Annotated in this window: 23 protein-coding genes and 1 pseudogene; 19 read left to right on the top strand and 5 right to left on the bottom strand. The window is 43.0% G+C overall.

The genetic code is table 11. The features are described from left to right. Positions 1 to 135 precede the first annotated feature (135 nt). Positions 136 to 798 carry a recombinase family protein gene (locus RYZ59_RS22335; RefSeq protein ID WP_001549893.1) on the bottom strand — a complete coding sequence of 221 codons (663 nt, stop codon included), beginning with the start codon at positions 796 to 798 and terminating at the stop codon, positions 136 to 138. Between the two features lie 380 nt (positions 799 to 1,178). On the opposite strand from RYZ59_RS22335, the gene RYZ59_RS22330 reads away from it, so the two are divergent. From RYZ59_RS22330 to RYZ59_RS22315, 4 genes are all read left to right on the top strand, one after another. After that, positions 1,179 to 1,841 (top strand): division plane positioning ATPase MipZ, encoded by a 663-nt coding sequence (locus tag RYZ59_RS22330; protein ID WP_000516402.1) that lies wholly within the window; start codon positions 1,179 to 1,181, stop codon positions 1,839 to 1,841. A 99-nt stretch (positions 1,842 to 1,940) separates the two neighbouring features. Further along, complete coding sequence (locus RYZ59_RS22325; protein ID WP_001185481.1) at positions 1,941 to 2,225, top strand: hypothetical protein; 285 nt, start codon at positions 1,941 to 1,943, stop codon at positions 2,223 to 2,225. A gap of 205 nt (positions 2,226 to 2,430) precedes the next feature. After that, on the top strand, positions 2,431 to 2,742 hold the full coding sequence (locus RYZ59_RS22320) for a hypothetical protein (RefSeq protein WP_000469598.1): 312 nt from the start codon (positions 2,431 to 2,433) through the stop codon (positions 2,740 to 2,742). 35 nt (positions 2,743 to 2,777) lie between these two features. Further along, on the top strand, positions 2,778 to 3,062 hold the full coding sequence (locus tag RYZ59_RS22315; RefSeq protein WP_001043731.1) for a hypothetical protein: 285 nt from the start codon (positions 2,778 to 2,780) through the stop codon (positions 3,060 to 3,062). Between the two features lie 20 nt (positions 3,063 to 3,082). On the opposite strand, the gene ddp1 (RYZ59_RS22310) is transcribed toward RYZ59_RS22315, so the two are convergent. The 3 genes from ddp1 (RYZ59_RS22310) to RYZ59_RS22300 form a co-directional block, all read right to left on the bottom strand. Then, positions 3,083 to 3,436 carry a DNA distortion polypeptide 3 gene (ddp1, locus tag RYZ59_RS22310; RefSeq protein ID WP_000877224.1) on the bottom strand — a complete coding sequence of 118 codons (354 nt, stop codon included), beginning with the start codon at positions 3,434 to 3,436 and terminating at the stop codon, positions 3,083 to 3,085. Positions 3,437 to 3,623: 187 nt separating this feature from the next. After that, entirely contained in the window at positions 3,624 to 4,067 is a 444-nt protein-coding gene (locus tag RYZ59_RS22305; RefSeq protein ID WP_001074369.1) for a hypothetical protein, read from the bottom strand. A gap of 8 nt (positions 4,068 to 4,075) precedes the next feature. Then, on the bottom strand, positions 4,076 to 5,089 hold the full coding sequence (locus RYZ59_RS22300; RefSeq protein ID WP_001348704.1) for a replication initiation protein: 1,014 nt from the start codon (positions 5,087 to 5,089) through the stop codon (positions 4,076 to 4,078). Between the two features lie 610 nt (positions 5,090 to 5,699). Here RYZ59_RS22300 and RYZ59_RS22295 point away from each other — a divergent pair. After that, positions 5,700 to 5,852: pseudogene (locus tag RYZ59_RS22295) on the top strand (DNA-binding protein); the annotation flags it as partial. 177 nt (positions 5,853 to 6,029) lie between these two features. On the opposite strand, the gene RYZ59_RS22290 reads toward RYZ59_RS22295, so the two are convergent. Further along, positions 6,030 to 6,188, bottom strand: a complete 159-nt coding sequence (locus RYZ59_RS22290; RefSeq protein ID WP_152913118.1) for a hypothetical protein — start codon at positions 6,186 to 6,188, stop codon at positions 6,030 to 6,032. Between the two features lie 253 nt (positions 6,189 to 6,441). Between RYZ59_RS22290 and RYZ59_RS22285 the strand changes: the two genes are divergently transcribed. The 14 genes from RYZ59_RS22285 (at position 6,442) to RYZ59_RS22220 (ending at position 16,138) form a co-directional block, all read left to right on the top strand. Next, positions 6,442 to 6,957 carry a DnaJ domain-containing protein gene (locus RYZ59_RS22285; RefSeq protein WP_001025390.1) on the top strand — a complete coding sequence of 172 codons (516 nt, stop codon included), beginning with the start codon at positions 6,442 to 6,444 and terminating at the stop codon, positions 6,955 to 6,957. A gap of 58 nt (positions 6,958 to 7,015) precedes the next feature. Next, positions 7,016 to 7,252 (top strand): hypothetical protein, encoded by a 237-nt coding sequence (locus RYZ59_RS22280; RefSeq protein WP_000792381.1) that lies wholly within the window; start codon positions 7,016 to 7,018, stop codon positions 7,250 to 7,252. A 59-nt stretch (positions 7,253 to 7,311) separates the two neighbouring features. After that, positions 7,312 to 7,863, top strand: coding sequence for a hypothetical protein (locus RYZ59_RS22275; RefSeq protein WP_000662998.1), 552 nt, complete (start codon positions 7,312 to 7,314; stop codon positions 7,861 to 7,863). 8 nt (positions 7,864 to 7,871) lie between these two features. After that, complete coding sequence (locus tag RYZ59_RS22270) at positions 7,872 to 8,141, top strand: hypothetical protein (RefSeq protein ID WP_001006717.1); 270 nt, start codon at positions 7,872 to 7,874, stop codon at positions 8,139 to 8,141. Next, positions 8,131 to 8,373 carry a hypothetical protein gene (locus RYZ59_RS22265; protein ID WP_000008707.1) on the top strand — a complete coding sequence of 81 codons (243 nt, stop codon included), beginning with the start codon at positions 8,131 to 8,133 and terminating at the stop codon, positions 8,371 to 8,373. The genes RYZ59_RS22270 and RYZ59_RS22265 overlap by 11 nt, the downstream gene beginning before the upstream one ends. A 93-nt stretch (positions 8,374 to 8,466) precedes the next feature. Continuing rightward, entirely contained in the window at positions 8,467 to 8,805 is a 339-nt protein-coding gene (locus RYZ59_RS22260; protein ID WP_001099725.1) for a hypothetical protein, read from the top strand. Positions 8,806 to 8,879: 74 nt separating this feature from the next. Then, positions 8,880 to 9,044 (top strand): hypothetical protein, encoded by a 165-nt coding sequence (locus RYZ59_RS22255; protein WP_000004083.1) that lies wholly within the window; start codon positions 8,880 to 8,882, stop codon positions 9,042 to 9,044. Next, positions 9,041 to 9,298, top strand: a complete 258-nt coding sequence (locus tag RYZ59_RS22250) for a hypothetical protein (protein ID WP_004199355.1) — start codon at positions 9,041 to 9,043, stop codon at positions 9,296 to 9,298. The genes RYZ59_RS22255 and RYZ59_RS22250 overlap by 4 nt, the downstream gene beginning before the upstream one ends. A gap of 340 nt (positions 9,299 to 9,638) precedes the next feature. Then, positions 9,639 to 10,184, top strand: a complete 546-nt coding sequence (gene ddp1, locus RYZ59_RS22245) for a DNA distortion polypeptide 1 (RefSeq protein WP_001348698.1) — start codon at positions 9,639 to 9,641, stop codon at positions 10,182 to 10,184. 2 nt (positions 10,185 to 10,186) lie between these two features. Then, a complete protein-coding gene (gene mobP1 / locus RYZ59_RS22240) occupies positions 10,187 to 11,347 on the top strand; it encodes a MobP1 family relaxase (RefSeq protein WP_004199101.1) in 1,161 nt (386 codons plus the stop codon). Between the two features lie 352 nt (positions 11,348 to 11,699). Further along, the gene (locus RYZ59_RS22235; protein ID WP_000455437.1) at positions 11,700 to 12,209 is read left to right on the top strand and encodes a transcription termination/antitermination NusG family protein; all 510 of its coding nucleotides are present in this window, start codon (positions 11,700 to 11,702) and stop codon (positions 12,207 to 12,209) included. Positions 12,210 to 12,441: 232 nt separating this feature from the next. After that, entirely contained in the window at positions 12,442 to 13,086 is a 645-nt protein-coding gene (locus tag RYZ59_RS22230) for a lytic transglycosylase domain-containing protein (RefSeq protein ID WP_000953538.1), read from the top strand. Continuing rightward, entirely contained in the window at positions 13,070 to 13,360 is a 291-nt protein-coding gene (locus RYZ59_RS22225) for a TrbC/VirB2 family protein (RefSeq protein ID WP_000916156.1), read from the top strand. Before RYZ59_RS22230 ends, RYZ59_RS22225 begins: the two co-directional genes overlap by 17 nt. 24 nt (positions 13,361 to 13,384) lie before the next feature. Continuing rightward, entirely contained in the window at positions 13,385 to 16,138 is a 2,754-nt protein-coding gene (locus RYZ59_RS22220) for a VirB3 family type IV secretion system protein (RefSeq protein WP_015060057.1), read from the top strand. Positions 16,139 to 16,145: the final 7 nt, after the last annotated feature.

The raw sequence follows: 16,145 nt of genomic DNA, 5'->3' as shown, positions 1-16,145 counted from the left end.
AACTGGGGGTGATGTTCCACTACGGAAAGCTGAATATGGCGTTCTGAGCCTTCCCACCATGATCGGGGAAGACCCATGCATATACAGTATAAAGAATCAGTTTTATTCTTCAACACACTGTTTATTATGTTGTAACTACTCCCTACCTTCAGGTTCATGGTTCATTTTGTTAACGGTCTGTTGCTTCACAGCTTTGCTGATAGTCGCCCGGCTACAACCCAGCACTTTTTGAATCTGGCTCCAGGAGCTGCCGCTCGCAATCAGCCTGTTTATGGCGTCATAGCGAGACTGATTAACCTGGCGGCCTTTATACTTCCCTTCCCTTTTCGCCCTGGCGATCCCCTGCTGCTGCCGTTCCCGGCGCTGTTCATAGTCTCGCCTGGCGACGGCGGCCAGCATATCCAGCAACATATCGTTTATGGCCGAAAACATTCGGCTGTCAAAATCATTGTGACCCGATGCGAGCCAGGTTGTCGGAACGTTGACGGCCACAACCCGGATATCTTTCTGCCGGATCATTTTCTTCAGTGTGTTCCAGTCCTCCCCTACCAGGCGTGAAAGCCTGTCCACATCCTCTACCAGCAAGATATCGTTTTGCTGACAATCTTTCAGGAGCCGGAACAACTCAGGGCGTTCAAGCTTAGAACCTGATTCATTTTCAATGTAGTAGTTACAGATGCTCAGGCCGCGCTCGATGGCGAAGGTATTTATCGTGTCCAGGGCGCGTGTTGCATCCTGTTCAGTCGTGGATGCGCGTAAGTAAGCTCTGACAAAGCCTTTCGGTACTGTTTGAGTCATTATAGGGAACCAGTTCATTTTGAGTTAACCAGACACACCCATACAGTACCCATTTCAGTTGGTTCAGGGAAGGCACACTCAAAAAGAACCAGCAAACAGACCCCAGCCCTATAGTGACAACGTCACACTAAAAATTTACAACATAAAGATGATGTAAAGACACACCAAGATTTACACCATAAAGCGCACATAAAGACACAGCAACATTTACCATGTAAAGACACCATAAAGATAAATATATCTTTATTTGTGCTTTACATGGTAAAGCCATTGCATTATAAAGACACTGTAAAGACAAAAGTATCTTTACGAAAAACACACCATGTAAAGACATTCATATCTTTACATGAGCTTTACAACATAAAGAGAGGGATTCTGAAATGGGTAAAATCTTGCTTGTCGTATCAGATAAAGGTGGGGTAGGCAAAAGCACCTACGTGGCTAACACAGGCTCAATGCTGGTCAACAAAGGTAAGTCGGTAATTATCCTGAAGACAGATAAAAACCACGATCTGTTGAGCTGGAACGAAAAGCGGACAGATAACGGCTTACTCACTATCCCGGTTCACGCAGCTTACGGAAACGTCAGCAACGAAATTAAGCGCCTTAGTAAGCTGTGTGAAGTTCTCATTGTCGATTGCCCCGGCCACGACAGCCAGGAGTTCCGTAGCGCCCTGACAGTATCAGATATCGTGGTGACACTGGTTAAGCCGTCCTCTGATTTCGAAAGCGAAACACTGACCAGTGTTACAGAGAAAATCCGCACCGCTCAGAAAGCTAACGCAGCTCTGGAACCGTGGGTGCTGTTCACCAGAATCAACTCAGCGAAACCCCGCCACAGAAAAGCGGCCATTGATCTGGATAAATTACTGCGTTCGGACAACATCTGGATTCAACCTCTGAAAACCCGGATATCCGAGCTGGATGTGTATGAAAGCGCCTGTAATGAAGGGGCAGGGGTACATGACGTTAGCCGGGCATCGAGCCTTTCAACAGCGAAAGCACAGATTGAACTTGTGGCACAGGAAATTGGCATTTTATAGAAATATCAACAATATTCATCGAAATCTTTACATTGTAAATACACCATAAAGATACTATGATATTTACAATTAATGCATACCGTACAAGGGGAAATTTTCATGGCTTTAAAACTAAACCGCCCGAACATCGATGAATCTCAGCAACCAGCAACAAACGCAGAAACCGCGCGTTTTATCTCCGGCGCTACCAGAGCGCCTGTAGCGGGTAAACCAAAGTTGATGAACTTCAGACTGCCAGCGTACTTTGAGGAGATCCTGGAAGCGGAGGCGCAGAGAACAGGCCAGAGCAAGACAACCGTTCTAAAGGCAGCGCTGGCCGCATTCGATAACCTGGACGAGAACCTGAAAAACCACTGGCTGCTTGAATCTGCAAAATTAGGGTAGCGTTATGGCTAAGAAAAAGAGATATGTTGTGATGGTTAGAGATAAACCAAATACAGCGGCAATCAGCGATTATTAGCCTGGTTAGTATGGTTCGCTAACAGGCATAATAAGGCCGTTGCCTATGACTGCGGAGAATGGATTGTCGAACCATCACATTGGTTAAGAATTGGAAATCCAAAATAGAAAGAAACCTAAGGAAAGAAAAATGTTCATATTCAGATATATTAAAACTCTTATTAATATCTACTTGTTATACATCCAACCGATATTGGGGATGTTCCTTATAGGTATAGGCTTATGGGGGTTCTATGCACCTGATGAGGGAACTTGTACTAATCTCAATATTGAGTTATGCGCTGTATCAGCTATTGATGTTCTGAAGCCTGCTATTTTTGTATTTTTAGGCATTATTACCGTTGCCGGATGGTACTTTACCGAACTTCAGCCGAAGCTAAGGGGGGAGGGCAAGTATATGAAGGTAAAAACAGGTGTAAAACCGGAAGATTTCGTTAAGTAAAAACCGAGCCTAAAGACGTTAACCGTGGGGGATTTATGAATAAATCATGGCTTGAACAACAGGTGCAAAATGAAAAATTAAAAAAAGTACAGGAAGAGAAAAAAGATGGCACTATCCAAAAAGGATTGTACAGGGTTCGTATAAAAGACAAATACAGGTGGGATTTGTGGGAAAATGATTTCAGAGTTGTTATTGCTTATTCGAAAGATGATGCAGAGCTAAAATTTACAGAAATGACAGGTTTTAATGAGCATTACTATATAGAAAGCATTGAAAAAATAGTGCTTTCAGATATAGAAAAAATCTTACTGGAAAACTGAAAAGATAGTTATCCAGAGGTTTAGTTAAATAATGGCGTCAGTTTTTCAACCAGTAGCAGATCGCTTAAACCGTCTAAAGAAACAACTTCTATACCAGAATCAACAAGTGAATCAACTCCACATACTTCACCGAAGCCGATAACCATAATCGGCTTTCGGTCTATCAAATCAAAAATCACCAAAGGCAATATTACACTGTTAATCGCTTCAAACTCCTGAAAAAACATTTCAGAGCCGTATTCGCTGGCAGGAAAAAGAATCTCACTTAATCTCAAACCATAAAAAATATGGTAGTGTTCTTTAAGGTTATCCTTTAAAATATTAACAGCCTTAGAATATTTTTCGTTAATAAACTCTTTAACCTGATATTTCATAACTCTCTCCAACAAGAACCGACTGTAGGTCACCGGGCAAACGTTGCGGAATGGCGTCAGAGACGTCATTTTGCGGCGTTTGCCCTATCCTGCATCGCAGTGAAAAGAACTCGCCTCGTGCGCTATGATTAACCGATGATAAAAGGCTGAAAGAAGCACTGCAAGCCGACTGGATAACATTGTTGCTTCACGGCTGATCATCATTGGTTGCCTCAGTGCTAGTGTGCTTTGCATCAGGAACCAGAAGACGATACCACGGCATTTTTTTGTTAAGCAGCTCCATCAGGGGAGTGGCAAACAAACTCAATCCCCACAGCGTTACGATTACTGGAATCGTGAAATTTTGCGGCGTCCAGAACTGGCGCTCAAGGTGGAACCATGTAACAACACAGAGCATTCCACCAATCCAGAAAATAGCTTTACTGAAAGCCCCCAGGACTGCCAGAGAAATAACAGAGACTAAATGCAGTGCGCCAGCCGTAGCAAGACGTAGATAAAACCAGAACCATTTAGCGTGCCGGATAACCGGGTTACCGTTCGTTTCTCGCAATCGTTTTTTACGTTCCCGGATGATTTCTTTTTTCAGCTTACTTCGTTCGGCTCCCTGCGGAAACTCATATATTTTAGCCATGTTTTGCCTCACTTATTCTTTTTTGGTGGAACGACTTTGTCAAACTCCTCTAAAAATGCCATATCATCTTCCGAAAAGGATGAGGATTTTTCATTTATACTAAACTCAAATCTAAGCATGTGAGCCATTCTCCCTTTTTTCCCAACAACAGAGAAAGATAACTGATTTATTTCCGTTTTCTCAATTATCTCATTAATGCTTTTATTGATAACATCACGAACAAAAAATGAGTATTTAGGATACTTATATTTCTTCTCCCCTTCCTCAATAGTATAAAGTCCCATTTCCTCTTTTAAATCATCCACGGATATATCAAAAGATTTTTTTGAACTATTCTGACTGTAATATTTCCTAATGACTTGATAAAGGTTTGTTGAGTTTACACTGTTCAACAACACAACTGATTTCAATACCTGAGTGGTATATCTATTTTCAGAACCAATCAACTTAGAAAAATATCGCTTAGCTGTATTTGTGAATTTTATCCGTACAGTTGCAAGATGATCGTAATAGGCACAGAATTCTGTTAAGTTTAAATCCAAGCGATCAGGTATTTTATTCTTAGATGATAGTATCCCAAGTTCATCAGCCAAATTTTTTAAATCATCTCTGTTTAAAACTAACGTAGTTGAAGAAAGAACTTTAGCTCCCTCTTTCAGAGCTGCATAAGAGGCATATTTATCTAAAGAAGTAGCTTTTGAAAAAAAGTCAGCATCAACCTCCAAAATATCATCATCTAACATTTCCTTTGTATCAATCTGGCAAAGAGCCAGAAAAAGCACTCTTTTTGCTGAAAGGGAAAGGGATGCAAGAGTTACCCCAACTTCATTTCTATGTCTAACTTTCGTTAATCCCGTTACTGTCTTCACGATAAGCCTCATATAACCTTTCCTATGTAGGCAAATCATAACCCCACAAAGGTTGTAATTCAAGACAACAATACAACCTTTAATTAAAAAACCTCTCACCTTTAGATATGAAGATCTGAGGATCTTCATATCTAAAGATAGCAACAACCGCATGTTTCACTTGATGTTCAGTCAAACTGTGGAAACCGTTAAAAATCTTCTCACCTTACGTGAAAAATCCTCTCATCTTTAGTGAAAAATCTAACTACCTTAACTTAAAAATCTTCTCACCTTACGTGAAAAATCCTCTCACCTTACGTGAAAAATCCTCTCACCTTTAGCAATTTTTTTCCATAATTTTCAGGTAATTGAAGCGAGCTAAGTTTTTAAGTTTTTAAGATCAAGAAGAAAATATAAGGCTTTTAATGCACAGCGTCTGTGGATAACTCAGCATAAATCCAGAGGATAGATCCGTCTGGCCTCCCTGAGCACTGCACCACCAAAAATTGAGCAAATATTAACCTTAGCGCGTAAGTGCTCTATTGAAACCCCGTGGAAATTCCGCTTCCTCGCTCACTCTCGGGCTTCGCCCTGTCGTTCGGCTGCGGCGAGCGGTGTAATCTCTCTAAAAGATCCAGACGGGATCCTTTTCCGATCCAATTCTTAAATGCTCTCAAAAGCCCTCAGAGGCGTTTTAACCGCTTTAACCCGGTCATGGTTCAACGGAGCGGGTAAAATGCGCTTAGAACGTCATACAGCTCGTTTTTAACCTGATCCCTAATCAGGGGGTATAACAGAGGCGGCCAAAAAATCCGGCCTTGCTCGTCAGAGTATCTACCGCGCATTATCCCCGAACGGAAACCCGACCATCACAACACTTGCACAGCTTGCAGCAGTAGCCGGGTTACAGTTCACTCTCAGTAAGCCCAACCACTAACCTTTCAGACAAGCCCCTCATACCGGGGGGATTATTTCTTACGCCAGCAAAATTTCACGACCGGCGAGGATGGCCAAGTGTTTTTTGCTGGCAATTTTCGTGCAGCAGCTGGCGCCCGGATTCATTTTTTGCTGTCAGGCATCAATCGGTTTCAGCAACCCGCCCCGTAATTCGCTGCTAACGCATCTCATAACGCGCAGATACAGCGCCCCGCGCCAGTGTTTCACACTGACCCGGCGTACCGTTCGCAAGCTCACGCGCTAACTGCGACAGGCTAAACATCGTCTGATAGTCAGAAATTGGCCTGGCAGGGGTGAGGGGGGTTATCGCTCTCATTCGGGCTTGTTGGTTCGCCAGTCCTGGCGAACGTCTCCGGCGCGATGTTACGACAGCGCATTATGTAACTACAGTTCGCGCCTCTTTCGGAAATCCCTTCATGCGCGGTAAAGCAATATACATCTTTATGTAATCTTTACAATGTAAAGCATTAAAAATGATTCCATAACCATCATTTGATGGTATAATGAATTTGTTGGTTGGGAATGGTTCCCTGCCAGATTCCAGAAGCCCACACGGGCGGGAGCGAAAAATGAATATTCAGGAAGCATTAAACGTTTTTGGTTTATCCGGTGATCTGACTGAAAAGGACATCAAGGCGGCATACAAAAAAGCGGCTTTAAAATATCATCCAGACCGCAATCCATTGGGTGCCGAGCTGATGAAAGCAGTAAATGCTGCGTTTGATTTTCTCATGGCTAACATTGATAAAATCAATCAGTTTCAAAGCACTGATGAAAACGCACGTTACAACTACGGTGAAGATCTGGAAAAAGTTCTGAATACGCTTTCCGGCCTTACAGGGATTGTCTATGAAGTTATTGGTAATTGGGTCTGGATTAGCGGAGAAACTAAAGAACACAAAGACATTTTAAAGGAAATGGGCTGTAAGTGGGCATCTAAGAAAAAACAATGGTTTTACCGTCCTGAAGAACACAAAAGCCGCTGGAACCGTAAAGAACACAGCATTGAAGAAATTCGTGAAATGTATGGTACAGCGGGTAAACGTAAGGCGTCAGGCTGGACACGTGTAGAAGCAAGCGCATAACCGGAATGGGGGCGAAAGCCCCCTAGAACATGGCAAAGATTGATTCGGAGACACGTTGATGAAAAACAAGACCATAACGGAAGCGGAGCTGATAAACATTTTTGAAAGTTACGGAGCCTACATTTGCCCGGATGAGATCGAAGTTACAGCCAAAGAATGCAATGAAAATGGTTCAGTCTTGCACCGTGGCTTAAACGCAGAAGGATGGGCGCATCTTTTTGCGAAGGAAGAAGCATATCAGCAGGAATGCGAAGCCCAGGAAGCTGCAAGTGATGATGGACACTTTGATGAATAGTCTTAAAACTGCCGTAATTCGATTTACGGCTTTTTTATTGAGTTCAAAAGGCTGAATCGATGAAAGAACAGAAAAATTTCTTTGAACGGTATAAACCGGTGTTTGAAATCGTTTGTCGAATCCTGGGGAACGGCTGGCGTGTAAATCTGCTCGATGATTGCCAGTACAGGATTAAGCTAACCTCACCTGATTTTAAAAATTACTCTATACATATTCGAATGGAGAAAGGAAGGTTAGTTATCATTGGAAGCGTAGATAGTCGCAGCTGGAGAAGTCCTTACCATACTTGCACAGTATCGCCAGAGCGTAACCCTGTAGAAATCGCCGCCGATATTGAAAAGAAAATCCTGTCGGATGCTTTAGATAATGTAGATATGGCGCGAGAGTATGAACAACAGTTACAGCAAAAACGCGAGAAAAAACTGATCCTGAAAGGAATGCTATCTCGTTTAGTGCATCTTGAAAGCTGGCATGGGACATTGACCGGGTTTAAAGTTGAGAATGGGTTAGATGGTAACGTATCAGAACGGGGCGACGGATATGAAATGGTAATTCGTGGCCTGAGTGTAGATCAGCTCATAAAGGTAGCGGGGTTTATTAAACAGCTATGAGGCAAAAAATGAATGAAGTCCTGAGCGACAGGAAAAACAAAGGTAATGTAACATACAGGATTGTTGTGTCTGAAGATGCAACACGTTTGTTTATTGAACTTGAAAAACTGATGAAGGTACGCTCTAAAGAAGCGGATAAAAAAACAACTAAAAAGATTGTTTTCCAAAAATCATTTTATTACGAAGAATTCTCGAACGTTAAAGATGAAATTGATGATCCAATTTTATTGAAATTCTATACAGATACTATTGTGAAGGTACAAAATCATGAGTTTTAAGCCAACACCTGAAGAGGTGAAACAAGCACGTATTAAAGCTGGCTTTACGCAGCAGGAAGCCGCTGAACGGTTTGGTTTTACGTTATCAGCCTGGCAAGCCAAAGAAACATCCGGTAAAACGTCTCGTGGTTTAGCCGCTGGTACGTATGAATTACTTTTGCTCCTGGCTGATGAACATCCAGATTACCAGCTCGTTAAGAGAGAAAAAAATCAGGATAAAGTGACTAAATAAATTGCATTACCATCATATGATGGTATAATTTATTTGTAGGTCGGGAATAGTTCCTTACCATGATCCAGTAGCCCAAACGGGCGGGAGACTAAAATGAACACGTATGTTATCACTTTCCAGGCTTTAAACACTAAGAAAGAAAAAATCACCTGCTCTGCTTTTGTCCATTCAGAAACTCTCTTCCTTGCCGTTCATTCTTTCGAAGATAAAAATCGCGGTCGTGGTTATGTTATCACGTCTGTTAGTGAATTGTTGTCCGAGGAACTGACGGCGAAAAATTCCCTCAAGAAAAATATTAACTTTTGGTTTAATGAGTGTGGTTTAAGTAAATCTGAGGTTATAAACGAAGTAATTAACTGGAAGAATTTCGCATATACCCTTAAAGAACTGGAGGAAGCCAAAAATGAAGCGATAAGAGAACTGCGGAGTTAATCAATTAGGGGTGGTATCAGGTTGTGGAGGCAACCTGATACCGTGACACTCAATTCCCTCGCGAGGAATATAAAATGTCGGAACGCATGTTATCAGCAATACAGACTGTTGAAAAGGGTGGGCGTCCGGTTTTTCCCTTGATGCCATTCTCTGCTTTTCCTGAGTACATGGCATTACTCAGAAAAGCCCTGGAAAAGAAAGAAACAAAAGCACTGATAGAAAAACAGGAGGTGCTATGAAAAAACAGGAGTTTTTAGATTTTATCAGTGCAGAACAGAGGCGGGGAGCTGTCCGGTTTTCGCTGGGATTTAACAGCAAAGGGGAAATTGTATTGCACTGGACTAACGAGGCCGGGTTAAGAGTCTGGAGTATACTAAGCGGTAACAGGGGAAAAAGTCCCAGCCGGGCAAACCGGGAAAGAATGAGTAACCTCCGCCGCTGGCTCCATGATGCCCGGCAGGGCATGGAAGGCGACACACCAGAGGCAGAATAAAATTCCCGTTCCTGAATCGCCGAAGCCCTCCCGTTTACGGGAGGTGCTTTTTTTGTATATTCCGTAAAACAGCGCTCGCGCCCCCTGCCAGGCCATTCGCGTAGCGAATTTATTTCCGCCCAAGTTAGCCGCGAATCCGTTGTCTCCGGTCGCAGACGCACCAGATCACAGCCACGATAGCCTTTCATTTTTTGCATTTCGATGGACGCTGAAGCACAATTTATGTGTGGAGGTAGTTCACTGCGATGCAGGATAGGGCAAACGCCGCAAAATGACGTCTCTGACGCCATTCCGCAACGTTTGCCCGGTGACCTACAGTCGGTTCTTGTTGGAGAGTTTTATGAAAAAAGTTCAATTCAGGATTGAAGAAAGCCAACATGATGATCTACTTGATTGTCTTAAAACACTTTATCCAGATGAACCGGGTTTAACCGTGGCAAAAGGAATGAAGCTGCTTGCCAATGCTTTACTGAAAAGCAAGGTTAAAAATGAAGATGTTAATGTGTCAAAAGACAATGATGATTTTATCAAAACCACAATGTATTTGACAGGGAAACAAAGAACTTTAATAGAGAAAGCGGCTCATCGTCATGGCTGGAATTTATCCAGAGAATGTCGTTATCGAATCCAGACGACACTTGAAAATGAACTTGATTTTTTCGATCAGGAACTTCTGGTGATGAATCGTTGCCGTAATGCAATAGATAAAATAGGGCGAAACTTTCATTATATTATCGTTAATGATAATGCCAGAGTACTTGATAAAGATGGGTTCTATCAGGACGCTGAGCGGTTGAGTTCAGAGATAATGAGTCTCAAAAGTGAGTTTGAAAACTACATTATGTTATGCAAAGGGCGAACTGTTTCTAACAAGGTTGAGGTGTAATCATGGGCGTTTATGTTGACAAGGAATTCAGGGTTAAGCGTAAGTCCTCTGAAGCTGGCCGCAAGTCTGCTTTCGCCCATAAAGTTAAAAATGGTGGTAAAAACTATCAACGCAACGTTCAGGAACGTATCAACCGCAAGGGTGCCAGTAAGGAGGTTGTTGTCAAAATCTCAGGAGGTGCGATTACCCGGCAGGGAGTTCGAAACAGTATTGACTATATGAGCCGGGAGTCAGAGCTGCCAGTGATGAGTGAAAGCGGTCAGGTATGGAAAGGTGATGAGATTCAGGAGGCTAAAGAGCACATGATAGATCGTGCTAATGACCCTCAAAATGTTTTCGATGATAAAGGTAAGGAAAATAAAAAAGTAACCCAAAATATTGTGTTTTCACCGCCTGTATCAGCAAAGGTAAAACCTGAAGATCTGCTTGAGTCTGTCAGGAAAACGATGAACAAGAAGTACCCAAATCATCGTTTTGTGCTTGGCTATCATAACGACAAAAAAGAACATCCACACGTGCATGTCGTTTTTCGTATTCGTGATAATGACGGTAAACGAGCTGATATCAGGAAAAAAGATTTACGGGAAATTCGTACAGGTTTTTGTGAAGAGCTGAAGATGAAGGGCTATGACGTTAAAGCCACTCATAAGCAGCAGCATGGACTTAACCAGTCTATTAAAGATGCGCACAAAACAGCGCCAAAACGACAGAAGGGCGTTTATGAGGTTGTTGATGTTGGCTACGACCATTATCAGAACGATAAAACCAAACCAAAGCAGCATTTCATAAAGCTTAAGACACTGAACAAGGGCGTGGAGAAAACATATTGGGGGGCTGATTTTGGTGAGTTAACCACTCGCGAGAACGTTAAGAAAGGTGATCTTGTTAAGCTGAAGAAGTTAGGACAAAAGGAGGTGAAAATCCCTGCACTTGATAAGAACGGTGTACAGCATGGCTGGAAGACTGCACACAGGAATGAGTGGCAGCTAGAGAACCTGGGGGTTAAGGGCATAGACAGAATCTCTTCATCCAGTAAAGAGCTGGTGCTGAACAGCGCGGAGATGATTAAGAAACAGCAACTCCAGATGAGAAATTTCTCGCAAATAAAACAGTCGATGATTCAAAGCGAACAGAAAGTGAAAATCGGAATTCGTTTAGGATAATTCATACTCTCCGGTAACTTATTGATTAAGATCGATTTATTTATCTTGTTAGCAGAGTTTTTGTAAAAAGTAACTAGCGGTAAAAAATTTAGTTAACTTGACTATAAAATAAGCGCATGGTGATCAATCGATCTGCTTTTTTGTTATCAAATAGCATATGTATCTAGATATAAATAAAATACAAGCACAAACAAAATGAAATGTGTCGTAAATGCGATCTAAAGATCTGCTTGTGTGGTTGAACGCAGCACATGTAGCTGATAAAGTTTTTATGAGATGTAAATTTGTCCTTTTGTTTTTTTTCTCTGATTCGGGGTCATCCGAGTCGAGAGAGCGCCTGAAAGGAAAAACTATGGAATGGTATGTTTTGCAATTCACCACTACGAGATTTGCAGCAGTTTTTGCTCATCTCGAACGCCTGAACTTCTCTTACTTCTGTCCTATGGAGACTGAAAGGTATCGTCGCCCGGATAAGATAATTTCATATCGAGAAAGACGTTTGCCGCTTTTTCCCGGTTATCTTTTTATCCAGGCAGATTTTGAAGAGGTTCATTCCACTACAATAACTGCTATCCCTTACGTACAACGCTTTATCTCATTTGGCGGTGAGCCTTTACCTGTACCAGAAGATGTGATGGCGGAGCTTTTGTACAGACAATCACATACAACAGCTCAGGCAAATCTTTTAAGGAAATCAATTCCACACGATTTTGCTGAAATTCTACTCATGGATAATCCGCAGCAAAGAAGTATGGCTTTCATCCACTACATCACAGAGAGAAGCTTAACCCACAAAATGAAACGGAAGAAAAATGACTGCTACCCGAAAAAAAACCGCAACGAGACGCAAGCCCCAACGTAATACACTCTACCTGCCCTCAGCTTCTCGTGAGGAACTGGATAAAATTGCTCTGGAGATTGGCTATCGCAGGGGGCGACGTATTTCAAGCTCTGGTGTTGTCCAGTACCTCATAAAAAAATATTCCAGCCAGGCTATTGAGGAGCTGATAAACGAAGACGATGAAGACGATGACGACTTCGATGACTAACCATTCAGTCTAAACTTTCCGCGCTGTTCTGGCCGGGAGAAAATCATGTTATCTACTACTGCTTTTGCGGCGCTTGCTTTGCAATGCGCGGCCAGCGTTCATCCCGATACTGCGCATGAAGTTGCAAGGGTTGAATCTGGTTTTAACCCATATGCTATTGCCGAGATAATACCGAAGGTTGAACGTAAGCCCGGTGACAAAGGCGTAGTGTCCTACTTTCCCAAAACTAAGGAGGCTGCACTCCAGATCGTAAATCAAATTGAATCACGAAATCATCGTTACTCAGTCGGTCTTATGCAAATAACGAGTACGAATTTTGCAAACTTCAATACAACCGCTGAGAAAATGTTTGACCCCTGCGAAAATCTCAAGGTTTCAGAGCAAATTTTGGTGGATTGTTATAAACGTGGTGGCGATATTTTACGTGGCCTGAGTTGCTATTATTCCGGCAATCCAGAAACAGGAACTAAACCTGAATCAGATTTTAATAACACCAGTTATATACAGCGCATAGGGTTTAATCCGCCTGATAACAAAAAAAACTGGGTGGTTCCTTCAGTTAAAGATGCAATCAGAAAGGAGAATGTAACACAGAGTATCAAACCTAAAGAAGTTACCGTATATCCCCAATATGCCATGCGTGGCACTGTTTTAGATGAAAAGGAAACAAACGATGTTAAAACTCAATAAACGTTATTTAACTCTTTCTGTATTTATGGCTGCATTGATGCTTTGTGTAGCAGAACCCGCCTTTGCTGATGATGTATCCACTAAAACAACTGGCTTCTTGCAGAAGATTATCGATTTTCTGACGGATATCCGTAAGCCAGCAATCACCATCATTGCGCTGGTAATTGGTTATATCGCTATCTTCTCACGCCAGCATGCAGCGTGGATTACGCCTTTAATTATCGGGATTATCATCTTTATTGTTGCGCCATATCTGCCTGACTGGTTAGCGTAATATGTAATAAAAGGGGGCGTAAAAATGAGTACCGTTTTTAAAGGGCTGACACGCCCCGCTTTGATTAGGGGGCTGGGCGTTCCGCTCTACCCCTTTCTTGGAATGTGCGTTATCTGCGTTTTGCTTGGTGTCTGGATTCATGAGGCTATGTATGCCCTCATCCTCCCTGGCTGGTATGCCATCAAGCGAGTTACGAAGATAGATGAACGCTTTTTTGACCTGCTTTATCTGCGAATGCAAATCAAAGGTAATCCTCTGGCAAACAAGCGCTTCAATGCCGTCCATTATGCGGGGAGTTCGTACGACGCAGTCGATATATCGAAAGTGGACAATTTTATGAAGCTTAAAGACCAGTCTTCTCTTGAAGAGTTAATCCCGTATTCATCACACATCACTGATAACCTCATTGTTACCAGAAACCATGATCTACTGGCGACCTGGCAGATTGACGGAGCTTATTTTGAATGTGTAGATGAAGCGGATCTAGCCTTGCTTACTGACCAGCTCAATACGCTGATACGTAGTTTTGATGGGAAACCCGTTACCTTTTATACGCATCGTATTCGGGTTAGAAAAGAAGTGCGACCTGTATTTGACAGCAAGATCCCATTCGTCAACAGAGTGATGAACGATTATTACGAATCGCTTTCGGCGGCTGAGTATTTTGAAAACAAATTATACTTAACCGTATGCTATAAACCGTTCAGCGCTGAAGATAAAGTGACGCATTTTCTTTCAAGGAAAAAGGGTAATAAAAATATCTTCGAAGAACCCATTAATGATATGAATGAAATATGTGGCAGATTGAGCACCTATCTCTCCCGGTTTCATTCCCGTCGTCTTGGGTTATATGAAGAAAATAATATAGTTTATTCAGAACAGCTTACGCTGTTCCAGAAACTGCTATCCGGGCGCTGGCAGAAAGTCAGAGTCACCAATAGTCCGTTTTATACATACCTGGGTGGTAAAGACCTGTTCTTTGGTAACGATGCTGGACAAATCACTGCCTCTGACCATGCCCGGTACTTTCGTTGCATCGAGATCAAGGACTACTTTCAGGAAACGGATGCCGGAATTTTTGATGCACTGATGTATCTCCCGGTTGAGTATGTACAGACTTCCTCTTTAACTCCGATAGACAAGCAGTCTGCAATCAAGGCGCTGGATGATCAGATCGACAAACTCGAAATGACCGATGATGCCGCTAAATCCTTGCTCGCTGATTTGAAAGTTGGTCTCGATATGGTCTCCAGCGGCTATATTTCTTTCGGGAAAAGTCACCAGACACTGATTGTTTACGCAGATTCGCCGGAGCGTCTGGTGAAGGACACCAATATTGTAACGACGACCCTGGAGGATTTAGGGCTGATCGTAACCTATTCAACCTTGAGTCTTGGCGCAGCGTATTTTGCTCAGTTACCTGGTAACTACACGTTACGGCCACGCCTGAGTTCTATCAGCAGTCTGAACTTTGCCGAAATGGAAAGCTTCCATAATTTCTTTACGGGCAAGGAGAAAGGAAATACCTGGGGTAACAACCTTATCACCCTGGGCGGCTCAGGAAATGATATTTATAACCTGAACTATCACATGACTACCGAGCATCAAAATTACTTCGGTAAAAACCCCACGCTGGGGCATACCGAAATTCTTGGTACGTCAAACGTGGGTAAAACGGTAGTGATGATGACTAAGGCTTTCGCCGCCCAGCAGTTCGGAACGCCGGAGTCTTTTCCACCTGAGAGGAAATTAAAGAAGTTAACTACAGTATTTTTCGACAAAGATCGGGCAGCGGAACCCGGTATACGTTCAATGGGAGGTGCTTACTTTCGGGTGAAAGAAGGAGAGCCGACTGGCTGGAACCCTGCGGCTTTGCCACCAACCAAACGAAATATTTCCTTTATGAAAGACCTGGTGAGGCTACTTTGTACGCTTAACAGTGAGCCGCTTGATGATTACCAGAACCGCCTGATTTCTGATGCCGTTGAGCGCCTGATGCAGAGGTCAAACCGCTCTTATCCGATCAGTAAGTTGCGACCACTCATTCTGGAGCCTGATGATACTGAAACCCGGCGGCATGGGCTTAAAGCACGCCTGAATGCCTGGGTGCAGGGAGGGGAATTTGGCTGGGTGTTTGATAACCCGGACGATACGTTTGATGTGGACAACCTGGACGTTTTCGGTATAGACGGAACGGAGTTTCTGGATAACAAAGTACTTTCCAGCGCCGCTTCATTCTATCTCATCTACCGTGTCACCATGCTGGCTGATGGCCGCCGACTCCTTATCTACATGGATGAGTTCTGGCAATGGATTAACAACGAAGCGTTCAGAGATTTTGTTTATAACAAACTCAAAACCGCGCGTAAGCTGGATATGGTGCTTGTCGTAGCGACACAATCGCCGGATGAACTAATTAAATCACCTATCGCGGCTGCCGTTCGTGAGCAGTGCGCAACACATATTTATCTGGCGAACCCCAAAGCGAAACGTAGTGAGTACGTAGACGAGTTGGAAGTGAGAGAACTTTATTTTGACAAAATTAAAGCCATTGACCCGTTATCTCGTCAGTTCCTGGTCGTCAAAAACCCACAGAGGAAGGGGGAAAGTGATGATTTTGCGGCTTTCGCAAGACTGGATTTGGGAAAAGCGGCGTATTACCTACCGGTTCTCAGCGCATCGAAACCCCAGCTTGAACTGTTCGATGAAATCTGGAAAGAGGGTATGAAGCCGGAAGAGTGGCTTGATACCTATCTGGAACGTGCAAACCTGATTTAAGGAATCC

The sequence above is a fragment of the Citrobacter sp. HN-141 genome, from assembly GCF_033341895.1.
GTDB lineage: Bacteria > Pseudomonadota > Gammaproteobacteria > Enterobacterales > Enterobacteriaceae > Citrobacter.
Note: the sequence above shows the minus strand (reverse complement) of the source record. Positions and strands in the feature narration are given on the sequence as shown.